General features: G+C 58.6%; 16 protein-coding genes and 2 pseudogenes. 9 read left to right on the top strand and 9 right to left on the bottom strand.

Going from position 1 to position 22,562, the window contains the following annotated elements; all coding sequences use genetic code 11:
* Positions 1-91: 91 nt before the first annotated feature.
* A complete protein-coding gene (locus tag AC07VR_RS17545; protein ID WP_494990590.1) occupies positions 92-388 on the top strand; it encodes a pyrroloquinoline quinone biosynthesis protein PqqE in 297 nt (98 codons plus the stop codon).
* 275 nt (positions 389-663) lie between these two features.
* Positions 664-2,469, top strand: a complete 1,806-nt coding sequence (locus AC07VR_RS17540) for a phenylacyl-CoA dehydrogenase (RefSeq protein ID WP_495011977.1) — start codon at positions 664-666, stop codon at positions 2,467-2,469.
* A gap of 124 nt (positions 2,470-2,593) precedes the next feature.
* Here the strand turns inward: AC07VR_RS17540 and AC07VR_RS17535 are convergent, their stop codons facing one another.
* Entirely contained in the window at positions 2,594-4,348 is a 1,755-nt protein-coding gene (locus AC07VR_RS17535) for a hypothetical protein (RefSeq protein WP_495011976.1), read from the bottom strand.
* A gap of 1,347 nt (positions 4,349-5,695) precedes the next feature.
* Here AC07VR_RS17535 and AC07VR_RS17530 point away from each other — a divergent pair.
* The 3 genes from AC07VR_RS17530 (at position 5,696) to AC07VR_RS17520 (ending at position 11,485) form a co-directional block, all read left to right on the top strand.
* The gene (locus AC07VR_RS17530; RefSeq protein ID WP_495011975.1) at positions 5,696-7,837 is read left to right on the top strand and encodes a cytochrome-c peroxidase; all 2,142 of its coding nucleotides are present in this window, start codon (positions 5,696-5,698) and stop codon (positions 7,835-7,837) included.
* Between the two features lie 386 nt (positions 7,838-8,223).
* The gene (locus AC07VR_RS17525) at positions 8,224-9,513 is read left to right on the top strand and encodes a GGDEF domain-containing protein (RefSeq protein ID WP_495011974.1); all 1,290 of its coding nucleotides are present in this window, start codon (positions 8,224-8,226) and stop codon (positions 9,511-9,513) included.
* A gap of 193 nt (positions 9,514-9,706) precedes the next feature.
* A complete protein-coding gene (locus tag AC07VR_RS17520) occupies positions 9,707-11,485 on the top strand; it encodes an acyl-CoA dehydrogenase C-terminal domain-containing protein (RefSeq protein ID WP_495011973.1) in 1,779 nt (592 codons plus the stop codon).
* Positions 11,486-11,734: 249 nt separating this feature from the next.
* Here AC07VR_RS17520 and AC07VR_RS17515 read toward each other — a convergent pair whose 3' ends face one another.
* Positions 11,735-12,664, bottom strand: coding sequence for a LysR family transcriptional regulator (locus AC07VR_RS17515; protein WP_494990584.1), 930 nt, complete (start codon positions 12,662-12,664; stop codon positions 11,735-11,737).
* A 101-nt stretch (positions 12,665-12,765) separates the two neighbouring features.
* On the opposite strand from AC07VR_RS17515, the gene AC07VR_RS17510 reads away from it, so the two are divergent.
* From AC07VR_RS17510 to AC07VR_RS17495, 4 genes and pseudogenes are all read left to right on the top strand, one after another.
* Positions 12,766-13,464 (top strand): MOSC domain-containing protein, encoded by a 699-nt coding sequence (locus AC07VR_RS17510; protein ID WP_495011972.1) that lies wholly within the window; start codon positions 12,766-12,768, stop codon positions 13,462-13,464.
* Positions 13,461-13,781: pseudogene (locus tag AC07VR_RS17505) on the top strand (aspartate aminotransferase family protein); the annotation flags it as partial. The gene AC07VR_RS17510 and the pseudogene AC07VR_RS17505, both read left to right, overlap by 4 nt.
* 220 nt (positions 13,782-14,001) lie before the next feature.
* Positions 14,002-14,378, top strand: a pseudogene (locus AC07VR_RS17500) (type II toxin-antitoxin system RelE/ParE family toxin).
* Complete coding sequence (locus tag AC07VR_RS17495; RefSeq protein WP_495011971.1) at positions 14,371-14,691, top strand: helix-turn-helix domain-containing protein; 321 nt, start codon at positions 14,371-14,373, stop codon at positions 14,689-14,691. The pseudogene AC07VR_RS17500 and the gene AC07VR_RS17495 overlap by 8 nt, the downstream one beginning before the upstream one ends.
* A gap of 50 nt (positions 14,692-14,741) precedes the next feature.
* Here the strand turns inward: AC07VR_RS17495 and AC07VR_RS17490 are convergent, their stop codons facing one another.
* The 7 genes from AC07VR_RS17490 to pqqF form a co-directional block, all read right to left on the bottom strand.
* On the bottom strand, positions 14,742-16,577 hold the full coding sequence (locus AC07VR_RS17490; protein WP_495011970.1) for a S9 family peptidase: 1,836 nt from the start codon (positions 16,575-16,577) through the stop codon (positions 14,742-14,744).
* Entirely contained in the window at positions 16,543-17,715 is a 1,173-nt protein-coding gene (gene pqqE, locus AC07VR_RS17485) for a pyrroloquinoline quinone biosynthesis protein PqqE (protein WP_494990580.1), read from the bottom strand. Before pqqE ends, AC07VR_RS17490 begins: the two co-directional genes overlap by 35 nt.
* A complete protein-coding gene (gene pqqD, locus AC07VR_RS17480) occupies positions 17,687-17,962 on the bottom strand; it encodes a pyrroloquinoline quinone biosynthesis peptide chaperone PqqD (RefSeq protein WP_494990579.1) in 276 nt (91 codons plus the stop codon). The genes pqqE and pqqD overlap by 29 nt, the downstream gene beginning before the upstream one ends.
* Positions 17,959-18,711, bottom strand: a complete 753-nt coding sequence (gene pqqC / locus AC07VR_RS17475) for a pyrroloquinoline-quinone synthase PqqC (protein WP_495011969.1) — start codon at positions 18,709-18,711, stop codon at positions 17,959-17,961. Before pqqC ends, pqqD begins: the two co-directional genes overlap by 4 nt.
* Positions 18,712-18,848: 137 nt before the next feature.
* Positions 18,849-19,760, bottom strand: a complete 912-nt coding sequence (pqqB, locus tag AC07VR_RS17470) for a pyrroloquinoline quinone biosynthesis protein PqqB (protein WP_495011968.1) — start codon at positions 19,758-19,760, stop codon at positions 18,849-18,851.
* Positions 19,761-19,831: 71 nt separating this feature from the next.
* Positions 19,832-19,906, bottom strand: a complete 75-nt coding sequence (gene pqqA, locus AC07VR_RS17465; protein ID WP_020295432.1) for a pyrroloquinoline quinone precursor peptide PqqA — start codon at positions 19,904-19,906, stop codon at positions 19,832-19,834.
* Between the two features lie 154 nt (positions 19,907-20,060).
* Entirely contained in the window at positions 20,061-22,535 is a 2,475-nt protein-coding gene (gene pqqF / locus AC07VR_RS17460) for a pyrroloquinoline quinone biosynthesis protein PqqF (RefSeq protein ID WP_495011967.1), read from the bottom strand.
* Between the last annotated feature and the right edge of the window lie 27 nt (positions 22,536-22,562).

Below are 22,562 nucleotides of genomic sequence, written 5' to 3'. Positions count from 1 at the left end.
GGCACTATGCCATTAGTGTTTTTGTCGGGCCTTTTCCGGGTGGGTCTGCTTCAATGGACGCTGTTTATCCTCTGCAGGATTGAGTTCTTCCATGGAAATCTCAGGGAATACCGCTTTCTACGCTGGTCTGAGCACTCTCCAGACAGGGCAGAATCGTGTCGATCAGGCCGCCGGCCAGATCGCCAACACAACTGTCGAACGCGCGCTCACCAGCCAGTCTTCCGAAGCCCAGGTCGATCGCCTGCGCTCGGTAGATCGCAGCCAGCAATCGGATCTGGCCAGCAGCATGGTCGATATGTCCATGGGCAAGATTCAGGCGGAACTGGGCGTCAAAGTCGCCAAGGCGTCCGATGAAATGCTCGGTACGCTGATCAATACCTACGCGTGATCGCTCGCTGATTTTCTTTGCTCCTGCGCCGTGCGTTGCATGGCGTTCTGTCGGGTATGTCCTTCTCTTTCAACTAATATTTCCTACACCGTCTTTGCGCAGGTAATGGCTGTGGGCCTTTGCGTGCGTGGCGTTGCGGCAGGCGATGACGAACGGCAAATGATCGACGCTTGACAAGGTTTGGTCGTAAACGTATGTTTCAAACAACTGTTTGACCGCCACGACAAACCAACGCGGTCGTTCATTCCCGGTTTCATCAGCAGAGGTTTATCGCTATGCCTGACTACAAGGCCCCCTTGCGTGATATTCGCTTCGTTCGTGACGAACTGCTCGGTTACGAAGCGCACTATCAGAGCCTGCCGGCTTGCCAGGACGCAACGAAGGATATGGTTGACGCCATTCTCGAGGAAGGCGCCAAGTTTTGTGAGCAGGTGTTGGCTCCGCTGAACCGTGTGGGTGACACCGAAGGCTGCACCTGGAGCGAAACCGGCGTTAAGACCCCGACGGGCTTCAAAGAAGCCTACAAGCAATTCGTCGAAGGTGGCTGGCCGAGTCTGGCCCATGACGTAGAGCATGGCGGCCAAGGCTTGCCTGAGTCGCTGGGGCTGGCAGTCAGCGAAATGGTTGGCGAAGCCAACTGGTCGTGGGGCATGTACCCAGGCCTGTCCCATGGCGCGATGAACACCATTTCCGAACACGGTACACCTGAGCAACAAGAGGCTTACCTGACCAAGCTGGTCTCCGGCGAATGGACCGGCACCATGTGCCTGACCGAACCGCACTGCGGCACCGACCTGGGCATGTTGCGCACCAAGGCCGAACCTCAGGCTGACGGTTCCTACAAAGTCACCGGCACCAAGATCTTCATCTCGGCCGGTGAGCACGATATGGCCGACAATATCGTCCACATCGTTCTGGCACGTCTGCCGGATGCACCGGCCGGCACCAAAGGCATTTCCCTGTTCATCGTTCCCAAGTTCCTGCCAAACGCTGACGGTTCGGTCGGTTCGCGCAACGCTGTGACCTGCGGTTCCCTGGAACACAAGATGGGTATCCACGGTAACGCGACGTGCGTGATGAACTTCGACGCGGCCACCGGTTTCCTGATCGGCCCGGCGAACAAAGGCCTGAACTGCATGTTCACCTTTATGAACACCGCGCGTCTGGGCACTGCTCTGCAAGGTCTGGCTCACGCCGAGATCGGTTTCCAGGGCGGCCTGAAATACGCTCGCGATCGCCTGCAAATGCGTTCCCTGACTGGCCCGAAAGCGCCGGACAAAGCCGCTGACCCGATCATCGTGCACCCTGACGTACGCCGCATGCTGTTGACCATGAAGGCCTTCGCCGAAGGCAACCGTGCAATGGTTTACTTCACTGCCAAACAGGTCGACATCGTCAAGTACGGTGTGGACGAGGAAGAGAAGAAGAAAGCCGACGCTTTGCTGGCCTTCATGACTCCTATCGCCAAAGCCTTCATGACTGAAGTGGGCTTTGAATCCGCCAACCACGGCGTGCAAATCTACGGCGGCCACGGCTTCATCGCCGAGTGGGGCATGGAGCAGAACGTTCGCGACAGCCGTATTTCCATGCTGTACGAAGGCACCACGGGTATTCAGGCGCTGGACCTGCTGGGCCGTAAAGTGTTGATGACTCAAGGCGAGGCTCTGAAGGGCTTCACCAGGATTGTCCACAAGTTCTGCCAGACCAACGAAGGCAACGAAGCGCTCAAAGAGTTCGTCGAACCTCTGGCTGCGCTGAACAAAGAGTGGGGCGAGCTGACCATGAAGGTCGGTATGGCTGCCATGAAAGATCGCGAAGAAGTCGGTGCCGCTTCGGTGGATTACCTGATGTACTCCGGTTATGCCTGCCTGGCTTATTTCTGGGCTGACATGGCGCGTCTGGCGGCGGAAAAACTGGCTGCCGGCACCACCGAAGAGGCGTTCTACACCGCCAAGCTGCAGACTGCGCGCTTCTACTTCCAGCGCATCCTGCCGCGTACCCGCACTCACGTAGCCACCATGCTGTCGGGTGCCAGCAACCTGATGGGCATGAAAGAAGAAGACTTCGGTCTGGGTTACTAAGCCCTGACGCAGTCCTTCAAAAGCCGCTGCTCCTCCGGGAGCCGCGGTTTTTTTTTTGAATGAAAAAAGCCCGGACCTTGCATCCGGGCTTGTAAGGCTTTGCTCCTGAGTAGTCAGACCATGCTCACCACGGGGTAGGCTCCAGCGGGCCGACGCCAGTCGGGGTGCTTGCACCTTCCCCATTGCGCAGGAACGGCAGGTGCCAGAAGTCGTTCGGGACGATGGGGTCGCCCGGTCTGATGTTTTCCGGAAAGATGAACTCAAACACCGGCGCCACATACTGTCCCGCAATCAGACCGTTGGCCACTGTTACCTTACTGGCATTTTGCAAGCAACTGTCCACTACAGTCTGGCTGGCGGTCGCCGTCGGAACGCAGAGTGAGCGCACCATGACGCGCAGGGTACGAGTTGGCTGGCTGAGGAGCCCAAGCGGCGCCTTGGTCGCCCGAATCCTGGCACGTTGCGGCTGAGGGCCAACGTTCTGGGTCGTGATGCCACCCGAGGCTCCGAAACAGCTCGTTGGAAGGGTCAGTGCAGGGTTGCACTCACCCGTCATCTCATAAGGTGTCACCCAGCGGTTGGTTTGCGCGCCAGTCGAGGGATCGACGTCCATCAGGTAAATGTCGACCGGAGTTTTGACGTCGGTAGTCAATGCTTCGAGGAAAATCCGATTCGCCGCCTCCTGCGCCGCACCGTTGATAGCCGTCGCCGCGGGGTCGGCGCTGCCGATGCCAAACCCTCCGATAGCCAGGTAGCTGGGCTGCGTACCAGGCTGAGTGTAGATCCCGATGCTGGCCTCTATCGTGTGCGCCGAGATGAAGTCCGGGGCACCCACTGTAGTCGACTTGAACAGCGTGCCAGCGTATTTGATAAAGTCGCCGACTTCGAACGGCGCTTGCTGGGTCGGGTCGGGGTCCGTCGCCGTGCGTGTAGGATCGCTGAATTTCTTCATGACGTACTGGCTGCAATAGAGCTGGCCCAGAATCGGCGGGGGAAGCTCTCCGCTTGCAGGGGGAACTACGCCGGCCTGGCTGAAGTTTCGGCAGTTGTTAGAGCTGGTCGCGGAAACGACCTTTGGCCGGTTTTTCTCTGGGCAGAGTGCGTCGCTCCCACCTGCCGTGCGTGGCACGCACATCGGGTAGCCGGTGGCGGCGTAGATAGTCGGGTTGGCGTCATCGACGGAGAAGCGAGGGTCAGGGCTCTGGGGACGGCCAAAGCGTCCATTCGGATCGTTGATCTGGATGATCGTCGGCTGCAGCGGGTTGCCGCTGTCAACCTGGATGTTGCCAGTGGCGTAGTCGATGTTGGTGATGACGCCGCTGCCGGCGTTGACTGATTGCTGGGAGACAGTGATCAGCCCGGCGATTTGCTTGGTGCCGACGGTATTGCCAACCACATGGATCTCGAACGATGGGTAAGCAGGCGGGACTTTATTGAGGGCCAGCGATCCGCCGTTGACGAATTGGGCCCACGTCAGGGTATTGGCCGGCATCTGGATAACAGTGTTGCAAGGGACTGTATACGTGACGCCATTCAGTTGGACCGTACCACCAAAGCGGCCAGGGGCGCTGGTGTTAGGGCAGCCCGCATTGCTGGTGTCCAGGGTCATGTTCTGGATAAAGCCAACGACGTCGAATTGGTGAACCGCATTCGGGTTCGCGAATAGCGGGTCAGGGAGCGTGGGCGTTGGGAACTGCGCTGTTCCGCCCGCGGCGGGGGGCCTGGCGGTCCCACCCTTGGCAAGTGCATAACCTCCCCCCCCAAGGACCAGTGCGAAGGCGACCGCACCGGCGATCAGTGTGGGACGAGCGATGATGCCGTTGAATCGTTTGTGAAACGGTGGTGTGGCTAGCGTTTTTGCTTTTTCACGTATGCTCATGGTCCTCTCCAGTATCTTGCTGGGCCAGTTGCCGGTCAATCGACTCGCCTACCCGGTGATGCACTAAGGCTTGCGCAAAAAATACGGAGCAGAGCAGCGTCGAATTGGGGCTCGCGAGAGATATTTCCCTGAGCCTGGAGCGTGTAAAGCAGTTGTCGTGCCTAATTGCACAATCAGTCGCTAAAGCGCGGAAATGCTGGCTGCGGCGTCTTTTTTTGCACTCCGCACAGGCCTGTTCGAAGCGCAGATGTGGGGGGATATGTCCCCAGACACGGGGAGTGTGGCGCGAAGTTGAGGATGGGGGCAGGCCTGCTGTGTCAGGCCACAACCCAGGCGCACCGCCTCAACCGTCAACCGCAGATCGCTCGTACCGGTACCGAGCAATGCAGTGATTTTTTCTCGCAGTATTTTTTGTGATTTTGTGTGGGGGGGGGGAGTACAGGGATTGGCTTGGATAGCCCGTCTGATGTCGCTGGCCGCCGTGAGTTGTCGATTAAGCCTTTCTCGCGGGCTGAGAGCAGGACAAAGGCGGCCGGTAATTCACCCGGCCTGGACGAGCTTTTGCGTAAATTGTTAAAGCGCAAACATACACGCGCCATAAAAAACAGTATGAGCAATGTCGTTATCGAAATATTCAATGTGGTAATGGTTAGTTTGACGTCTGCCGATACATTGAATAAGGCAGCGTAAGAATCGGCACTCAATGACCATGGAATAATCAATGCCGATAACCAATGTAGTGCGACCTGCACGCTCGTATGTTCAGGGTGTTCATGGCGCAAACCAACGGTCCATATCATCACGCATATTGGGCACTTGCTATTTCCCGACTCTCCAACTTTTATGGATGGGTGAACCCACTCTGCATTTACTCTGCCAGCCGTATGAAAAATATTTAATTTGCCATGAAGGCCCCGTAAACATTGGCTGTTGGCTGAAATCCTGGGTGGATCAAGACGCGGATGCTACTGGGGGATTGCACCCAATAGTGGGGAATTTCACACCGAAGTTGAGGGGGGGTAACCGCTCTTTCTGCTTGTTGCTGTTCATCTGCGCTCGGTTGTTATTTAAACTAACGAATTGCTCGCTCGACACAAAAAAATATTTGAAATTCGACTACTAAAATTTTCCATTACAGCTACAGTCCACCTAGACGCCCGCCACGGGGCGACAAAGAGCGTTTTAATTTAGCCTAGGGAAAGAGAGCACTTTGCCAGTTCAACTACGTCTCACGCCAGCCAACTTAGGGTCGGTGTTATAACTCGCGCGAGCAGCAAGATTTCTGGCCAGGAGTTCATCTCGCAACGGGACAACCCCCGAACCCGGAGTGTGATCATGATGAAGCACATGAACATCTTTCGAACTGTCCGTTTGACCTGCGCGATCGCAGGCGGCCTGGTTGCAGTCAGTCTGCCCTTCAAGAGTACCCTCGCCGCTACAGCAGTGCCACAGATCGTCCCTGCAGCGCCACCGGCGCTGGATGTACTACCCACCCTGCAGTCGTTGCGCGGTATCACACCGCCCGACCCCTCGGGAACCGAAGGCGGACGTGAAGTCACTCTGATGGGCGACTACGTGCAAAATCGCACAGCGGTGATCCAATTGGGCAAGGCCCTTTTCTGGGACATGGAGGTCGGCAGCGATGGCTCCACCGCTTGCGCGACTTGCCACTTTCACGCCGGGGCCGATCACCGGATCACCAACCAGATCAACCCCGGCCAGAGAAACACCAATGCGAACGTCGCGTCGCTCTTCAACAAGCCGTTCGCAGCGGCCGACATTCCTGGCGACGTGGCCTCATACACGACCAGATCCGGTGGCAAGGGCGGCCCGAACTACACGCTCAAGAAAACCGACTTTCCGACCCATGTGCTGGCCGATCCGCTCGATCGCAATTCACCGATCCTCTATTCGACCGACGATGTGACCGGCTCACAAGGCGTGTTCGACGCCAACTTCGTCAGGCCGCGTCAATCGCGTTTCGACGATTGCACGCGGCAGCCGGACGGTATCTTCCAGGTCAATGGCATCAATGTCCGTCGTAGTACCGGGCGCAACGCACCTACGGTGATCAACGCCGCCTTCAACGTGCGCAATTTCTGGGATGGTCGGGCCAACAACGTCTTCAATGGCTTCTCGCCGTTCGGCAATCGCGATCCCGATGCCGCCATCTTCGTTACCAACGATGCCAGCGGGGTTGCGACCAAGGTGCGGCTAGCACTCAACGATGCCTCTGCCGCCTCGCAGGCCGTAGGACCTCCCGGCAGCCCAGTCGAAATGTCCTGCGGCGGGCGCACCTTCGCGGACATCGGCCGACGCATGCTCGACAATCTGATACTCAAGCAGCAGCAGATCTCATTAACCGATTCGGTATTGGCCCCCACTGTCGGCCACCGACCTTCCTATCGTGCACTGGTCCAGAAGGCCTTCCAGCCACGGCTGTGGAACGCGACGCAGCAGGTTTCGCTGGGTGGCGCGCCGTATAGCCAGATGGAGGCCAATTTCCCGCTCTTCTTCGGGCTCGCGATCCAGATGTACGAATCCACCCTGGTCTCGGATCAGACGCCGCTGGATACCTACTTGCAAGGTAATAGTCAGGCATTGAATGCCCAGCAAGTGGAGGGTATGAATCTTTTCACTGGCAAGGGCAGGTGCATCAATTGCCACGGCGGGCCGGAATTGACCGGCGCAGCCACCCGTTTGCGCCTCTCGCCCCATGAGCGCGTCGAACGTATGGTGATGGCTGACGGCCTGACCACACTCTATGACAACTCCTTCTACAACATAGGTGTGCGCCCGACCTCTGAGGACGTGGGGGTCGGCGATAAGGATCCATGGGGTAACCCGCTGTCATTCACTCGCGAATACAACACCATGCTGCAAGGCGGCCAGGTGCCTGACCCTTTTACTGTCGACGTGTGCTTGTTCGCAGTGCCATTGAGCTCGGCGATACCCTGTGACCCGACGCTCACGCCCAAAATCGGCTTCCGCGATGCCGTCGATGGCGCCTTCAAGGTGCCGACGCTGCGCAACATCGCTTTGACCGGGCCGTATTTCCACAATGGCAGCCGGGCGACGCTCCAACAGGTCGTAGAGTTCTACAACCGCGGCGGTGATCGGCGTGGCCAGGATGCGAACAACACCAGTGGATTCGATAATCCCGGCGCGAATCAGCACAACACCTCGAACCTCGATCCGGATATTGCCCCTATAAACTTCACCCCCACGGAAATGGACGCACTGGTCAAGTTCCTGGAGGTCGGGTTGACCGATCCGCGAGTCGCCTGGGAGCGAGCGCCATTCGATCATCCGTCGCTTGTGATTCCACAAGGTGAGTTGGGTGACGAAAACTCCGTGGTGGCACGGCCGCTTAGTCTCAAGGTAACGAGCTCGCAGGCGGTAGATGCGCGGTTGTCGCTCAAAGCCGTCGGTGCAAAAGGTCGCACCATCAAAGAGGGGCCTTTGCAGCCATTCAACAACGACCTTTGATCTGGATGACCTCCGTGCTGCTGGATCTCACGTCGTGCAGGTCTGCGGGCAGAGCTACCGGCTCAAGGACGAGCTGAAATCGGGTCAGGTGGTACCTCGGGAAGCCGGCGTTTCAGGGAGACTTGCCCGCGATGAAAGACCATGCGGTCCATCTGCAGGACCGCAGCGTCTGTTTCGCGGGCAAGTCGGATCGCCGCACCGCTCGCTCCTGCAGGACTCAGCAGCACCGACTTAATCGCAAAAAATTCCCGACTAAAACGCTAAGTAGAACGCTTTTGCTGCCGTTAAAGGGTGTGCAGTGTGATGCGCGTCACTCTGTGTGTGCTTAATTGCGAGAAATGCAGGCACAATGCCATCTATTGATTTGCCGGGTCGGAGTTTTACCCTTGCCGCGTTCCAGCGCTGTACGTTTCAGTCATTTTTTGCCCTCATTACTGTTGTTGCTCGCGGGGCTTGCGGCTGCCTACGTCAAGGATCTCAACGTCTTCTTCACCTCGTTGTTCAACGTGCTGCCGACCTTGGTACTGTTGCTTGGCGGTTCTTACTGCGCGGTTTATCGACGTCAGCGTGAACTGTTTCTGATGGTCACGGTGTACACCGCCTATTTTCTGCTCGACACCCAGACCGACTATTACCGCGACAACGGAAAAGTCCGTGAAGACGCTGCGGTAGTGTTCCATCTGTGCTGCCTGCTGCTGCCTTTGCTGTATGGATTGTTCGCCGCCTGGCAGGAGCGCACTCATTTGTTTCAGGACATGGTGGCGCGCTTCGCCGTGTTGCTGGTGTTTGGCAGTGTCGCACTGAGCCTGGAGCAAAGTTTTCCGCAAGCGCTGCTGGCCTGGTTGGCGGAGATCCGCTGGCCAGCGTTGTATGGCAGCTGGATGAGTCTGATCCAGTTGTCTTACCCGGTGTTCTTCGCCGCGTTCCTGCTGCTGGCCGTGCAGTACTGGAGCAACCCAAGGCCGCTGCATGCGGCGCAATTGGTGGGTTTGCTCGGGCTGTTCTGGATGTTGCCAAAGACCTTCATTTTGCCGTTCACCCTGAACATCATGTGCAGCCAGGTGATGTTGATGATCGCTGCGGCGGTCGCTCACGAAGCCTATCAAATGGCCTTCCGCGACGAGCTGACCGGCCTGCCCGGACGCCGCGCCCTGAACGAACGCTTGCAGCGCCTGGGCCGCAACTATGTGTTGGCGATGGGTGACGTCGATCATTTCAAGAAATTCAATGACACCCACGGCCACGACGTCGGCGACCAGGTGCTGCGTCTGGTGGCCAGCAAACTGTCGAAAATCAGCGGCGGTGGACGCGCCTATCGCTACGGTGGTGAAGAGTTCGCTCTGGTATTCGCCGGCAAGACCCTGGAAGAGTGCATGCCGCACCTTGAGGTCATCCGCGAATCGATTGCTACCTACGACATCCATTTGCGCAACCAGGACAGCCGCCCTCAGGACGATCAGCAGGGGCGACAGCGCCGGGCCGGCGCCTCGGCCTCCAGCGTTTCGGTAACGGTCAGCATCGGGGTGGCCGAGCGGATCGAGCAACGAACCCCGGAAGAAGTGCTCAAATCGGCGGATCAGGCGCTGTACAGTGCCAAGGGTGCGGGGCGTAACTGCGTCATGGCATTCGGTCAAAACCGCCGTGGCGCAGTGCGTATGGACGCCGCTGCGGGTTGAGTGTCGGCGCCGCAAGGCTTGCCCGCGAAACATACGCACCTACACTGAAAATCTATAGCCTGGTCTTGATGACTAAACTTTACAAAATAGTCACTAGCTGACCCTATGTGTCTTAAAAGTTGTTCGGTTACACTCGGGATCTAGCGTAAAACCGATCCTACGAATCACTTGTCAAGTTCTCACGAGGTTTGCCATGGCTGACTACAAAGCGCCCCTGCGCGATATGCGCTTCGTCCTCAATGAAGTTTTCGAGGTCGCCAAACTCTGGGCCGAACTGCCTGCTCTGGCTGACACAGTTGATGCTGAAACCGTCGAGGCGATTCTCGAAGAAGCCGGCAAAGTCACCAGCAAAAGCATCGCGCCGCTGAGCCGTAACGCTGACGAAGAAGGCTGCCGTTGGAGCGACGGTGTGGTCACCACGCCGCAAGGTTTCCCACAGGCATATCAGACCTACGCTGAAGGTGGCTGGGTGGGTGTCGGTGGCGATCCTGCTTTCGGCGGCATGGGCATGCCTAAGGCGGTCTCGGCCCAGGTCGAAGAGATGATCAACTCGTCCAGCCTGGCCTTCGGTCTGTATCCGATGCTGACCTCTGGCGCCTGTGTGTCGATCAACACCCATGCCAGCGAAGAGCTCAAAGCTACGTACCTGCCAAACATGTACGCCGGCGTCTGGGCGGGCTCCATGTGCCTGACCGAACCTCATGCCGGGACCGATCTGGGGATCATCCGCACCAAGGCTGAGCCGCAGACCGACGGTTCCTACAAGGTCAGCGGAACCAAGATCTTCATTACCGGCGGTGAGCACGACCTGACCGAAAACATCATTCATCTGGTGCTGGCCAAGCTGCCGGACGCACCGGCCGGGCCTAAAGGTATCTCGCTGTTCCTGGTGCCGAAATTCATGGTCAATGCCGATGGCAGCCTGGGTGAGCGTAACCCGGTGACCTGCGGTTCGATCGAACACAAGATGGGCATCCAGGCTTCCGCCACCTGCGTGATGAACTTCGATGAGGCGGTGGGTTACATCGTCGGCGAGCCGAACAAAGGCCTCGCGGCGATGTTCACCATGATGAACTACGAACGTCTGGGCGTCGGCATTCAAGGCCTGGCGTCTGGCGAGCGCTCTTACCAGAACGCGGTCGAGTACGCCCGTGATCGGCTGCAAAGCCGTTCGCCAACCGGTCCACAAGCCAAGGACAAAGTTGCTGATCCGATCATCGTCCACCCTGACGTGCGTCGCATGTTGCTGACCATGAAAGCCTCGAATGAAGGCGGCCGTGCGTTCTCCACTTACGTGGCGATGCAACTGGACACCGCCAAGTTCAGCGAAGACGCCGCTACCCGTAAGCGCGCTGATGATCTGGTGGCCTTGCTGACGCCGGTCGCCAAGGCATTCCTCACGGACCTGGGGCTGGAAACCACCGTTCATGGCCAGCAGATCTTCGGCGGCCATGGCTATATCCGCGAGTGGGGCCAGGAGCAATTGGTTCGTGACGTGCGCATTACCCAGATTTACGAAGGTACCAACGGTATTCAGGCGCTGGACCTGGTGGGTCGCAAGATCGTCGGTAGTGGCGGGGCGTTCTATAAACTGTTCGCCGACGAGATTCGTCATTTCACTGCGACCGCCAGTGCCGACCTGGCCGAGTTCAGCAAACCGTTGAATGATGCCGTCGATACCCTCGACGAGCTGACGGCCTGGCTGCTGGACCGCGCGAAGAACAATCCAAACGAGATTGGTGCCGCGTCGGTCGAGTATCTGCAGGCATTCGGCTACATGGCCTATGCCTACATGTGGGCATTGATGGCCAAGGCGGCATTCGGAAAGGAAGCGCAGGATGACTTCTACGCCAGCAAACTGGGCACGGCACGTTTCTACTTCGCCCGCCTGTTGCCGCGGATTCACTCGCTGAGCGCCTCGGTCAAGGCGGGCAGTGAATCGCTGTTTCTGCTGGATGCAGCGCAGTTCTGAAGAATGTTACCTAATGTAAGCATTCTCTTACATTACGTACTGTCGTTCTCCCATAGCCTCAGATTGGATCCACAGCTAATCTACTTCACATGGACGTCGCGCAGGAAGCGCAAAGCAACAACACGGACACGTAGGATTCTGCCAGGATGGCGGAGTGAAATGGATGTCAGGGAAACAGTCTGCAAAGCCCCGCTTCGGCGGGGTTTTCTTTTTGTGGCGAGAAAAGTTGTTGTGGCAAGGAACCTGCTCTCAGCCCAGCACATCCAGTGTTGCCGGGCTCGCCATCCGTCCGTCCGGGCCATTCATCACCTCTTCCAGCAAAGTGCGCAGAAGTTCGAGCGTGGCTTGCTGACGTTGTACATCGCGACACACCAGACCGACTTTCAGCGGTACCCGCGGCTCACTCAACGGTTTCCATAGCAACGCCTTGTTGCTGTGTTCCTGCCGGGAGCGGCCGGGCAATACGGTGGCCAGTTTTGTGTGGGGCAGGCTGTCGAGAATCCCGGCCATGTTGTTCAGTTCTGCCTGCACCTGCGGGCGTCGTCCGAGATTGGCCAATTGCGCCTGCCAGATCTGCCGCACCTGGAACTCCTCTCCCAGCAATAACATTGGTAATTCTGCAGCCTGGCTCATTGAGACTTTCTTGAATTCGCGCAGCGGATGCTCGGCCGGGATGACAAGGGTCAACTCATCCTCATACAACAGCACACCCTGCAGCCCCGGTTGGCGCGGCGGTAGATAGCTGATGCCAATGTCCAGTGAACCGTTAAGCAGCCGTTTTTCGATTTCAAGTCCCGTCAGCTCATAGATCTGCACCACCAGGTGCGGTTGCGCTTTGCGCACCCGCTCCAGCATTTGTGGCACCAGGCTGGTGTGTACGGTCTGCAGTACGCCGATGGCCAGCGTTCGCAGCGCCTGCCCCTTGAAGTTGCGCAGCGCCTCACGGGCCCGCTGCATGCCATCGAGTAAGGGCAGGGCGTGGTTATACAAGGTGTGGGCGGCCAGGGTCGGCAACAGGCGTTTGCTGCTGCGTTCGAACAGGCTGACGTCGAGGTTCTGTTCCAGTTGGCGAATCTGTTGCGAGAGCGCCGGCTGGGAGATTGACAAGCGCTCTGCGGCCCGTCCCACATGGCCTTCTTCATACACCGCGACGAAATAACGCAGTTGTTTGAAATCCATAAGTAATTCTTATCGAAGAAGCTGGAAAATCGAAATGGCCCATGGCCGTTCAGAAGCCTAGTCTAACCGCCTTCACAAGGCTTACAGGGCCATAGAGCGCGATGAATACCGTTTACGTTGATGGTGTTTACATAGGCAAGGCAAAAAACCTCGGGCAAGGTTTAATCAGCGATACGGATAAGCACCGGGTTGAAAATCGACTCTGGCTGTGGCCGCAAGGCCTGGGCAGCGATGAGCATGGCGATCCGCGTTTTCACACCGGCCCGGAACGCGCTCTGCATCATTACCCGGCCGAGCACTATGTCTATTGGCGCAAACGTTATCCACAGATCGGTTGGTGTGCACCGGCGTTCGGCGAAAACCTCTCGACCCATGGTTTGACGGAGGAGCAGGTGTGTCTGGGCGACATGTTCCGCTGGGGCGGCTCTTTGCTGCAGATCAGCCAGCCGCGTTCGCCGTGTTATCGCCTGAGCCATCGCTGGGGGTTGCAGTCTCTGCCGCAACAGGCGCAGGACACAGGTCGTTGCGGCTGGTTCTATCGAGTGCTCAAGCCTGGTTTCGTCAGTGCCGATCAGCCATTCGAGCTGATCCAGCGCAGCTACCCCGGGCTGACCGTGGCCTGGGCCTTACGCTGTTTTTATCAGGAGCCTCTGGAGCATGCAGGTTTGAAGAAACTGGTGGATTGCCCGACGCTGTCCTCACGCTGGCGCGATATTGCGATCAAGCGCATGCGCACTGGCCGGGTCGAAGACTGGTCTTCACGTTTGCTCGGCCTACCGCTTGAGGGGCTGCGTGCATGAGTCTGTTCAACCTGCGTCGCAATTCCCCAAGCCTTGATGATTTAACGGCGGATCAGTGTTGGTCATCCCGGTGCGATAACCTTTCCAGCGAGTGCCTGATGCCCAGTGTCGAACGACCCCGGCAGATTTTTGTTCGTGGCCAGGGTTCCTGGCTGTGGGACAGCGCAGACCGCGCGTATCTGGATTTCACTCAAGCTGGTGCGGCCAACAGTCTTGGTCACAGCCCTTCGGTGTTGGTGAATGCCATTGCCTCTCAGGCCCAGGCGCTGATCAATCCGGGTGCCGGTCTGCACCATCGCGCTCAGCTCAATTTGGCCCCTCTCTGACTCCCGAACCGTCTCGCGGTATAACGCGTCGCCTCATGCCTGATTCTTTTGGTATGGGGCGTTTTTTTGTCTCCGCGCTTTGCAAAACACCACCTCGTGCTTGAGCGATTGTTAGAACAATGGCTTTTTAACGGAATCGGCATGGACTGCTGCTGCCACTGCGAAAAGTTTCCACAGTGGCTGACATTGGAGATATATACCACTGAGTGGTATGTTTGTGAAAGGGATGTCTATGATGTTCAGGTTATTCAAGACCAAACGCTTTGCGACTCAAGCCAGCAAAGCGTTGATTTGCGACGCAGCCCCGATTGCTGCATTCAGCGAAATGCTCAGCGGACAGGCTGACAATCTCGGCGGCGGAGTGTGGAAGAAACGCTTGGACGCAAATCGCCACCGCTCGATTGTCTTGGCCAAGGGTGGTTGTTACTGGATTTTCAGTTTTTGTTTGCCAAGCAGAACCAAAGCAACATCAGCAGGTCGGAGCTGGTTGCTTTCCGGGAGTTGGCCAAGGCCTATGAGGGCCTGAGTGACAGGCAAGTCCAGCAGTTGTTGGACATGAAAGAGTTTGTGGAGATAAACCATGAGTAGGAAATTCAAGAGTGAAGCACTTGAGTCGATCCATGATTCGGCCAGTGCTCTGCTTTCGGTCGGGGCTATCAGCAAGACCACCATGCGCCAATTCGATGAATCATGCCTGGCGACGGTGCCTGCTGAAATTCCAGCGGAGCAAATCAAACGATTGCGCGAGCGCAGCAATGTCAGCCAGCCAGTGTTCGCGCGCTATCTGAATACCAGCGCCTCCACCGTCAAACAGTGGGAGTCGGGTGACAAGCACCCCAGTGGCATGGCGCTCAAGCTACTGAGTATCGTGCAGAAGTACGGTATCGAAATACTCGCTTGAAGCGGCGCGTTCGAACGATTTTTTCGGGACGCCTGGGTGGCATCGACTGATTACAAATCCATCAGCTCCATCACCCGCTGATAAAACAACCACTCCTGCTCTAGCGCATGGGCCAGATTGCTGGCCTTGCGAAAGCCATGACGTTCATCGGGGTAGTAATGCGCTTCGGCCGGGAGGCCGTTGTCCTGCAAGGCCTTGATCATGTCGCGGGTCTGTTGCGGCACGACCACTGCGTCGAGCTCACCCTGGAAGAAAATCACCGGCACGCGGATATTGCCTGCGTGCAGGAGTGGACTCCGGGCGTTGTAACGTTCGGCGTCCTGTTCGGGGTCGCCGATCAGCCAGTCGAGGTAATCACCCTCGAATTTGTGGGTGGTGCGGACCAGGGCGGTCGGATCGCTGACGCCGTACAGACTGGCGCCGGCACGAAATACATTCTGAAACGCCAGTGCACACAGGGTGGTGTAACCGCCAGCACTGCCACCGCGAATGAAGGCTTTTTCGCCGTCGATCAACCCTTGTCCAGCGAGGTAGGCGACGACCGAACAAGCGTCCTCGACATCCACTGCGCCCCAACTCAAATGCAACGCCTGTCGATAGGCGCGACCGTAGCCGGTGCTGCCGCGATAGTTGAGGTCGGCGATGGCAAAGCCCCGTTGCACCCAATACTGGATGCGTGGATCGAGCATCGGATAGCAGGCGGAGGTTGGGCCCCCATGGATAAACACCACCAGAGGCGGTTTAGTGGCGCCGTTCATGGCGGGGTAGAAAAAACCATGGGCTTCACCCTTGCCACTTGGGTAGCGCAAGGTTCGCGGACAGCTGATCTGGTCGGCGGGCAACGGCGCAACGCCGCCAGCCAACACCTCGACTCGATGAGTGTCGCGGTTGATGGCGACCACCGCTGATGGGCTGATTGGTGACGCAGCGATGCAGTAAATAAACTGTTCATCCAGCGCCAGATTGCGAAAGCGGCTGTAGTCGCCGGTGAAATCCTGTAGCGAACCATCGCCTTGGCACAGTCCGAGTCGGCCAAAACCATTCTCGGTCCAGCTCGCCAGATAGGCACCTTCACCCAGCGGCAGCCATGTGCTGCTACCCAGTTGCCAAGGCGCGGGTGCGTGATCCGCTTCAGCGCTGGAGAGCGGGTTCAAGCCTGATTCGGATTCGATCCATGGCTGCCAGAAACCGCCGCGATCGGTCAGGCAATACAGGCGATTGGCCTCATCAAAGCGAGGTTGTTGCAGGGATTCTTCAGTGCCATCACCGGCTACACAGCGCGGCGCGCTCCAACTGCTGTCGGCCTGACGCTCGGCGACCATCAATCGCGTAGAGGTCCACGGCTGGTGCGGGCGACTCCATTCGATCCACGCCAGTCGCTGACCGTTTGGGCTCAGGGTCGGCGCGGCATAGAAGTCGGCGCCTTCAACCAGTAACCGGCGTTGTCCACTGGCGACATCGATAGCGATCAGTCGGTGTTGATTGTGGTTTTCCTCGACGGCCAGAACCTGGCCGTCAGCGAACTGCAAATCGCCATAGCGGCACTCGCCCTGGGTCAACGCCTGGGGCGTCTCACCTTGCAGCGATTGCCGATAAAGCTGTTGATCCGCTTCGTTGACGAACACCAGCCCGTCAACGCTCAGGCAGAACGAACTGCCGCCATATTCATAGACTCGACTGCGTACGCTGAACCCCGACGGCGTCAGGCAGCTGGCCTGGCCGTCGTACCGGTACCAGATTCGGCAGGTAGCGTCTTCGGGACGGTATTCATTCCAGAACAGGCCGTGCGGGCCGACGCGCAATTCAGCGAAGTCGATACCGGCAGCAACGGCTTCGGCGGCGCTGATGGGTTCAACCTTTAATGATGAGGTGTGAGTTTCGTTCATTGCGAAAGGCCAGTTGTTCGATGGTCTGGGTAGCGTGTTCGGCTTCTTCGCGGGCCTGAAGGATCACGCCGTGATGTTCTGACTTGCTGCACACCGGGTCAGCGTTGCTGGCGTCACCCGTGAGCATGAATGCCTGGCAGCGGCAGCCGCCGAAGTCCTTTTCCTTTTCATCGCAGGAGCGGCACGGCTCGGGCATCCAGTCGTAGCCGCGAAAGCGGTTGAAGCCGAACGAGTCGTACCAGATGTGCTGCATGCTGTGGTCGCGAACATTCGGGAACTGCACCGGCATCTGCCGCGCGCCGTGACACGGCAGGGCGGTGCCGTCCGGGGTCACGGTGAGAAAGAGGCTGCCCCAGCCGTTCATGCAGGCTTTGGGGCGTTCTTCGTAGTAGTCCGGGGTAACGAAAATCAGCTTGCAGGGATGCCCTTCGGCTTCCAGTCTGGCGCGGTACTCATTGGTGATGCGCTCGGCACGAACCAGTTGCTCTTTGGTCGGTAACAGTCCGACGCGGTTGAGCTGCGCCCAGCCGTAGAACTGGCAGGTGGCAAGCTCGACAAAGTCCGCTTCCAGCGCGATGCACAGTTCAATGATGCGGTCGATTTTGTCGATGTTGTGCCGATGGGTGACGAAGTTCAGCACCATCGGATAGCCGTGGGCTTTCACCGCACGGGCCATTTCGAGTTTTTGCGCGAAGGCTTTTTTCGAGCCGGCGAGCAGGTTGTTCACCTGCTCGTCGCTGGCCTGGAAACTGATCTGGATATGGTCCAGCCCGGCTTTCTTGAAGTCGCTGATTTTCTGCTCGGTGAGGCCGATGCCCGAGGTGATCAGGTTGGTGTAGAAACCGAGTTTACGGGCTTCACCGATCAGCTCGGCCAGGTCCTGACGCACCAGCGGTTCGCCACCGGAAAAGCCCAACTGCGCGGCGCCCATATCCCGTGCTTCGCGGAACACCTTGATCCACTGTTCGGTACTCAGCTCCTTGCCTTGCTCAGCGAAATCCAGCGGGTTTGAGCAGTAGGGGCATTGCAGCGGGCAGCGGTACGTCAGCTCGGCCAGCAGCCACAATGGCAGGCCGATCTCAGGCCTGGGCGGTAGCGGCTGAGCCTGCTCAGGCGAGTTCGATCCAGTGCTTGGCACGGGCGACCTCCATGAATTGTTCGATGTCGTCACCGAGCTCGGGTACGCCGGGGAACCGGGCGTCCAGTTCGGCAATAATTGCCGCGACATCGCGCCCACCGTCGATCAGGCCGCCTATCAGCGCGGCACTCTCGTTGAGTTTGATCATGCCTTCGGGGTACAGCAGCACGTGGCCCTTTTGCGCTGGTTCGTACTGGTAACGGTAGCCGGTCCGCCAGCTCGGGATCTTGCCGCGATCGAAGCTCATAGGGTGATTCCCTTATGCCAGACCCGTTGCCCGGTCACGCTGTGATAAGGCGGGCGGTTCAGTTCGTAGGCCATGCTCATGGCATCGAGCATGCTCCAAAGGATGTCCAGTTTGAACTGGAGAATTTCCAGCATGCGCTCCTGGCCTTCCCGAGTAGTGTAGTGCTGCAGAGTGATCGCCATACCATGTTCTACATCACGTCGAGCCTGGCCCAGGCGAGTGCGGAAATACTCATAACCGGCCGGGTCGATCCACGGGTAATGCTGTGGCCAACTGTCGAGTCGCGACCGGTGGATTTGCGGGGCGAACAGTTCAGTCAGCGAGCTGCTGGCAGCTTCCTGCCAACGGGCCCGGCGGGCGAAGTTGACGTAGGCGTCCACGGCAAAGCGCACTCCGGGCAAGACCAGCTCCTGGGAGCGTAGCTGATCCGGGTCCAGACCGACGGATTGGCCGAGACGTAGCCAGGCTTCGATGCCGCCTTCTTCACCGGGCGCGCCGTCGTGGTCGAGCAGACGCTGAATCCATTCGCGGCGCACTTCCCGATCCGGGCAGTTGGCCAGGATCGCGGCGTCCTTGAGCGGGATGTTCACCTGATAGTAAAAGCGATTGGCGACCCAACCCTGGATCTGCTCGCGGGTCGCCCGACCTTCATACATCGCCACATGGTAGGGGTGATAAATGTGGTAGTAGGCGCCCTTGGCGCGTAGCGCCTGTTCGAATTCGGCGGGGGACAGCGGTGTGTCAGGCATTTCGGTTCTCCAGCGGAACAACCGTGAATTTTTATGTCGTCTGGTCGGGCGCCATCGCGAGCAAGCTCGCTCCCACAGGGAATTGCGGTTTCAGGAGGTGCGAGGCTTGCCCGCGATTGATCGTGAGACGATCCCTGTTACAGCTCAATACTCATTCCGTCGTAAGCCACCTCGACATTTCGTCGTACAAGTTCGGCACGTTCGGCCGAGTCTTCATCGAGTATCGGGTTGGTGTTGTTGATGTGGATAAGCACTTTGCGCTGCTTGGGCAACCGCTCCAGCACGTCCAGCATGCCGCCGGGGCCGTTCTGTGCCAGATGTCCCATTTCCCGACCGGTTCGGGTGCCGACGCCACGACGCTGCATTTCGTCGTCATCCCACATCGTGCCGTCCACCAGCAGGCAGTCGCTGCCAGCCATGATTTCCAGCAGCGGTGCGTCGACCTTGCCCAGGCCAGGGGCGTAGAACAGCTTGCCGCCGGTGCGCAGGTCTTCGACGATCAGTCCGATGTTGTCGCCGGGGTGCGGGTCGAAGCGATGCGGCGAATAGGGCGGCGCGGCGCTGCGTAGCGGCAGGGGGGTGAAGCGCAGGTTCGGGCAGGCCGGGATGGTGAATGTGCCGTCGAGCCCGATACGATTCCAGCTCAGCCCGCCGTTCCAGTGAGTGAGCATGGTGAACAGCGGGAAGCCGGTGCTCAGGTCTTCATGGACCATGTCGGTGCACCAGACCTGATGCGGGCAACCTTCGCGCAGGCTGAGCAGGCCGGTGGTGTGATCGATCTGGCTGTCCATCAGGATGATCGCGCTGATCCCGGTATCGCGCAGAGTGCGGCCCGGTTGCATCGGATCGAAACTCTGCAACTGTGCGCGGATGTCCGGCGAGGCGTTGCACAGCACCCAGTTCACGCCATCATCGGAGATCGCGATGGATGATTGAGTACGCGCCTCGGCCCTCAGGCTGCCGTCGCGAAAGCCTGCACAGTTCACGCAGTTGCAGTTCCACTGCGGGAAACCACCGCCGGCAGCGGAACCCAGAATCCGGACAAACATGGCCGCTCCTTCACACAGAAGCTGAACATAAAAACGCCCCGGCTGGCCGAGGCGTTGCACTGCGCTACAAATTAACGGTTTGCGAAGTACATGGTGACTTCAAAGCCGATACGCAGGTCGGTGTAAGCGGGTTTGGACCAGGACATGGTGTTGCTCCTTCAGGTGGGTGGGACGGTTGACACCTACACATAGAGTCCACCTCCAGTGGGAGATTTCAGATGCTCAGGTGGCTATCTTGGCAAGTTCCAGCTGGTGATTAGCCTCCACGCTTGAAGCAAGCTTATTGCAGCCCGGTAATGATCATTTTGCCACTTGCCAGGAATCATCCGGGGACGGCCCGTTGGCTAGACACCTCCAGCCGCCTTCGGCCTGATTCAGTCGGTGAGCGGCGTCCAGCACTGTGCGTCGGTCCAGCGTCAAAACAGCCTTGTGCAATGGCTCCAGGTAATCCAGCGGATGGCCGGCCAATCTGCCTTGCCACAGCAGTTCCGCGGCTTGGGCGACGGGCAGGGCGCTGCTGTCCAATTGTGCCGCGAGTGTCTGACGCTGGTGAATGAAAGACGAATCATCAATAGCCAAGATTAGTTCAGGAATCCGCTGAAGGAAGATTTCGATGTGTTCGAGGATGTCGCGCAATGAAGTGCCTGGTGACTGCACGCCGAACACTAGCCCGGTTTGCCCATTGAACTGCCGCACCGCGTTGAAGACCGCATAACCCAGTTGCAACTCCACCCGCAGGCGCTGGTAGAAAGGTGACTGGCAAACCTGCGCGAGTAAACGCCAGGCGGCTTCGTCGGCAATGTCCTGGGTGGGTGTCGGGCAGAACAGCAACAGCGCGTGTTCGCTGGACTCGGTTGGCACCTCACTCCATAGACGCTGTGAGCGAATCGATCGCGCAGGTGATACCTGGTTGTCGGGGATGCCCGGCATTCGGTTCAGTGCGCCACTGATCGCGGTCTGTGTGTGGGCAGGCAAACCTAGTGCCAACCCATCCCAGTGAGCGCTCGACCAGAGTTGTTGCAGTTCGGTCACAGTGACTGCCTGCTGCGCTGGTTGCTGGAAATATCCCAGGCAATGCTCGGGCAGTGCTTTTAGCAACTGCCGAATGGGGATCAGCGGGGGAGTCCTGGTTGGCTCGCCATGTTCTTGCCAGAAGTCGGCGTCGGGTTTTGTCAGACGCTGCAACGCCTGTTCGAGAATCGCCGGCATCGGCCCATGAACGCCGGACAGTTTCAGCAGCCATTCATTGCCCTGCGCGCTGAAGGAAAAATCGACACCGGCCTGACGGGCGTCTTCTCGCAAGTCCGACAGGCTGCTTTCGAGCTTCGGCTGAAGGCTGGCCTGCATCGCAGAGTCCAGGCGCCAGCGCAGGTAAACAGCGGCATCGCCGGTATTGTCTGGCAGTTGCTGGCTGAAAAGCATGCTCGAATTATCACGCCGGCCGCGCGAGCGATCCTGGGCAAAGGTCCGCAGGCCGCGGTGAGCGCTGGTTTGCCCACGAATCAGCCCGGCCCGGGCGGGTGCAGTGACTTGGCGTAGAAAGGGGTTGGGCGGTGGCAGCTGCCAGGCGCCTGCTGGTTTATCTACAGAGGTTGGCTGCATCTGCTTCAAGAGTGCTTTGAGTGCGGCGACACCTTGTTCGCTCAAGCCCGGCTCCCATTGCTCTTTGTCCAGACGGGCCAGCTCCAGTGCGCCGCTGACCTGCTGCCTGCGCTGTTGCAGCAGGGCATATTCCTCGCGCAATTGAGGCCAGTCAGCGTTCTCGTTGAAGAAGCTGAGCCAGTCGAAAAACAGCTCATGTATCAACGGATGTTGTTTCGATCCGCTGGCGGTGAGTGTGAATTCAATGTTCAACAACGCTTGCCCGGCGAACTGGTACAGCGGCGCGGTTTTCAGGGTATCGATCAGTTGGCGACCTTGTAACCCGGCGAGCAACCCGCCGGGTTTTGAGGCGTTTAGCCACGTACACAGAAAGTCCAGCGCCTCTGGTGATGAGTCGGGCAGCTGCTCAAAGGCAAACAGCAGGTTCAGACAGTGCTCGCCAGCCTGTTGATAACGGGTGTCGGCGGTCGCCATCAATGCGGGTGGCGCACTCTGCATCACCTTCTGGCCGGTGGCGAGGGTTGCGCTGAACGCCTCCGCCAGGGCCTTCAACTCGCTAACAGGCTGTGGCCCAGCCAGGCTCAGGGTCATTTGACCGGTCTGATAGAAGCGTTGATAGAACTCGCTCAATGCCTGCTGGAAAGCCGGGTGCGGTACCAGCAGGCTATAGCGATTCCCGGCATGAAAGGCCCGCAGCGGATGGGCCGCAGAGAGGCCATTGAACAGGCTGAACTGTTGTTGCGCCGATGCATTCCGAGACCAGGCGATAAACTCGGCGTGCAGCACTTCCCGTTCGCGCAGTTGATCGGCCTGGTGCAGGCGTGGGTGGGCAAGCATGTCACTCAAACGCTCGACTCCACCTTCAAATGCCTGTGCAGGCAATTCGAAGAAAAAATCCGTGGTGCGCTCGCTGGTGCGCGCATTCACTTGTCCGCCGTGACCTTGCACGTAGGCCATCAATCCTTGGTCTGCGGGAAAACGCGCGGTACCAAGAAATAACAGATGTTCGAGGAAGTGCGCGAGCCCGGGCCAGGCGAGCGGCACGTCGTGGCTGCCGGCGGCAACTCGCAACGCGGCTGCGCAGCGCTTCAAATGTGGTGCGTGACGCAGTGAAACCTGCAGCCCGTTGGCCAGGGTTTCAGTGTGATGATGGGGGTGGTTCAGCGCGGGCATGAGCACTTCCAGAACAGAGAAGCACTC

It is taken from the genome of Pseudomonas sp. GW821-FHT02H09, from assembly GCF_059421425.1.
The sequence above is the reverse complement of the archived record's forward strand: the minus strand, read 5'-3'. Positions and strand labels throughout refer to the sequence as shown.

Bases quoted from the DNA above. Each gene is read 5' to 3' on its own strand.
- AC07VR_RS17545 (WP_494990590.1), top strand. From the start codon at position 92: ATGGAAATCTCAGGGAATACCGCTTTCTACGCTGGTCTGAGCACTCTC.
- AC07VR_RS17495 (WP_495011971.1), top strand. From the start codon at position 14,371: ATGAGTAGGAAATTCAAGAGTGAAGCACTTGAGTCGATCCATGATTCG.
- pqqD (WP_494990579.1), bottom strand. From the start codon at position 17,962: ATGAGCTTCGATCGCGGCAAGATCCCGAGCTGGCGGACCGGCTACCGT.
- AC07VR_RS17490 (WP_495011970.1), bottom strand. From the start codon at position 16,577: ATGAACGAAACTCACACCTCATCATTAAAGGTTGAACCCATCAGCGCC.
- AC07VR_RS17540 (WP_495011977.1), top strand. From the start codon at position 664: ATGCCTGACTACAAGGCCCCCTTGCGTGATATTCGCTTCGTTCGTGAC.
- AC07VR_RS17515 (WP_494990584.1), bottom strand. From the start codon at position 12,664: ATGGATTTCAAACAACTGCGTTATTTCGTCGCGGTGTATGAAGAAGGC.
- AC07VR_RS17520 (WP_495011973.1), top strand. From the start codon at position 9,707: ATGGCTGACTACAAAGCGCCCCTGCGCGATATGCGCTTCGTCCTCAAT.
- pqqF (WP_495011967.1), bottom strand. From the start codon at position 22,535: ATGCCCGCGCTGAACCACCCCCATCATCACACTGAAACCCTGGCCAAC.
- pqqC (WP_495011969.1), bottom strand. From the start codon at position 18,711: ATGCCTGACACACCGCTGTCCCCCGCCGAATTCGAACAGGCGCTACGC.
- pqqB (WP_495011968.1), bottom strand. From the start codon at position 19,760: ATGTTTGTCCGGATTCTGGGTTCCGCTGCCGGCGGTGGTTTCCCGCAG.
- AC07VR_RS17530 (WP_495011975.1), top strand. From the start codon at position 5,696: ATGAACATCTTTCGAACTGTCCGTTTGACCTGCGCGATCGCAGGCGGC.
- AC07VR_RS17510 (WP_495011972.1), top strand. From the start codon at position 12,766: ATGAATACCGTTTACGTTGATGGTGTTTACATAGGCAAGGCAAAAAAC.
- AC07VR_RS17535 (WP_495011976.1), bottom strand. From the start codon at position 4,348: ATGAGCATACGTGAAAAAGCAAAAACGCTAGCCACACCACCGTTTCAC.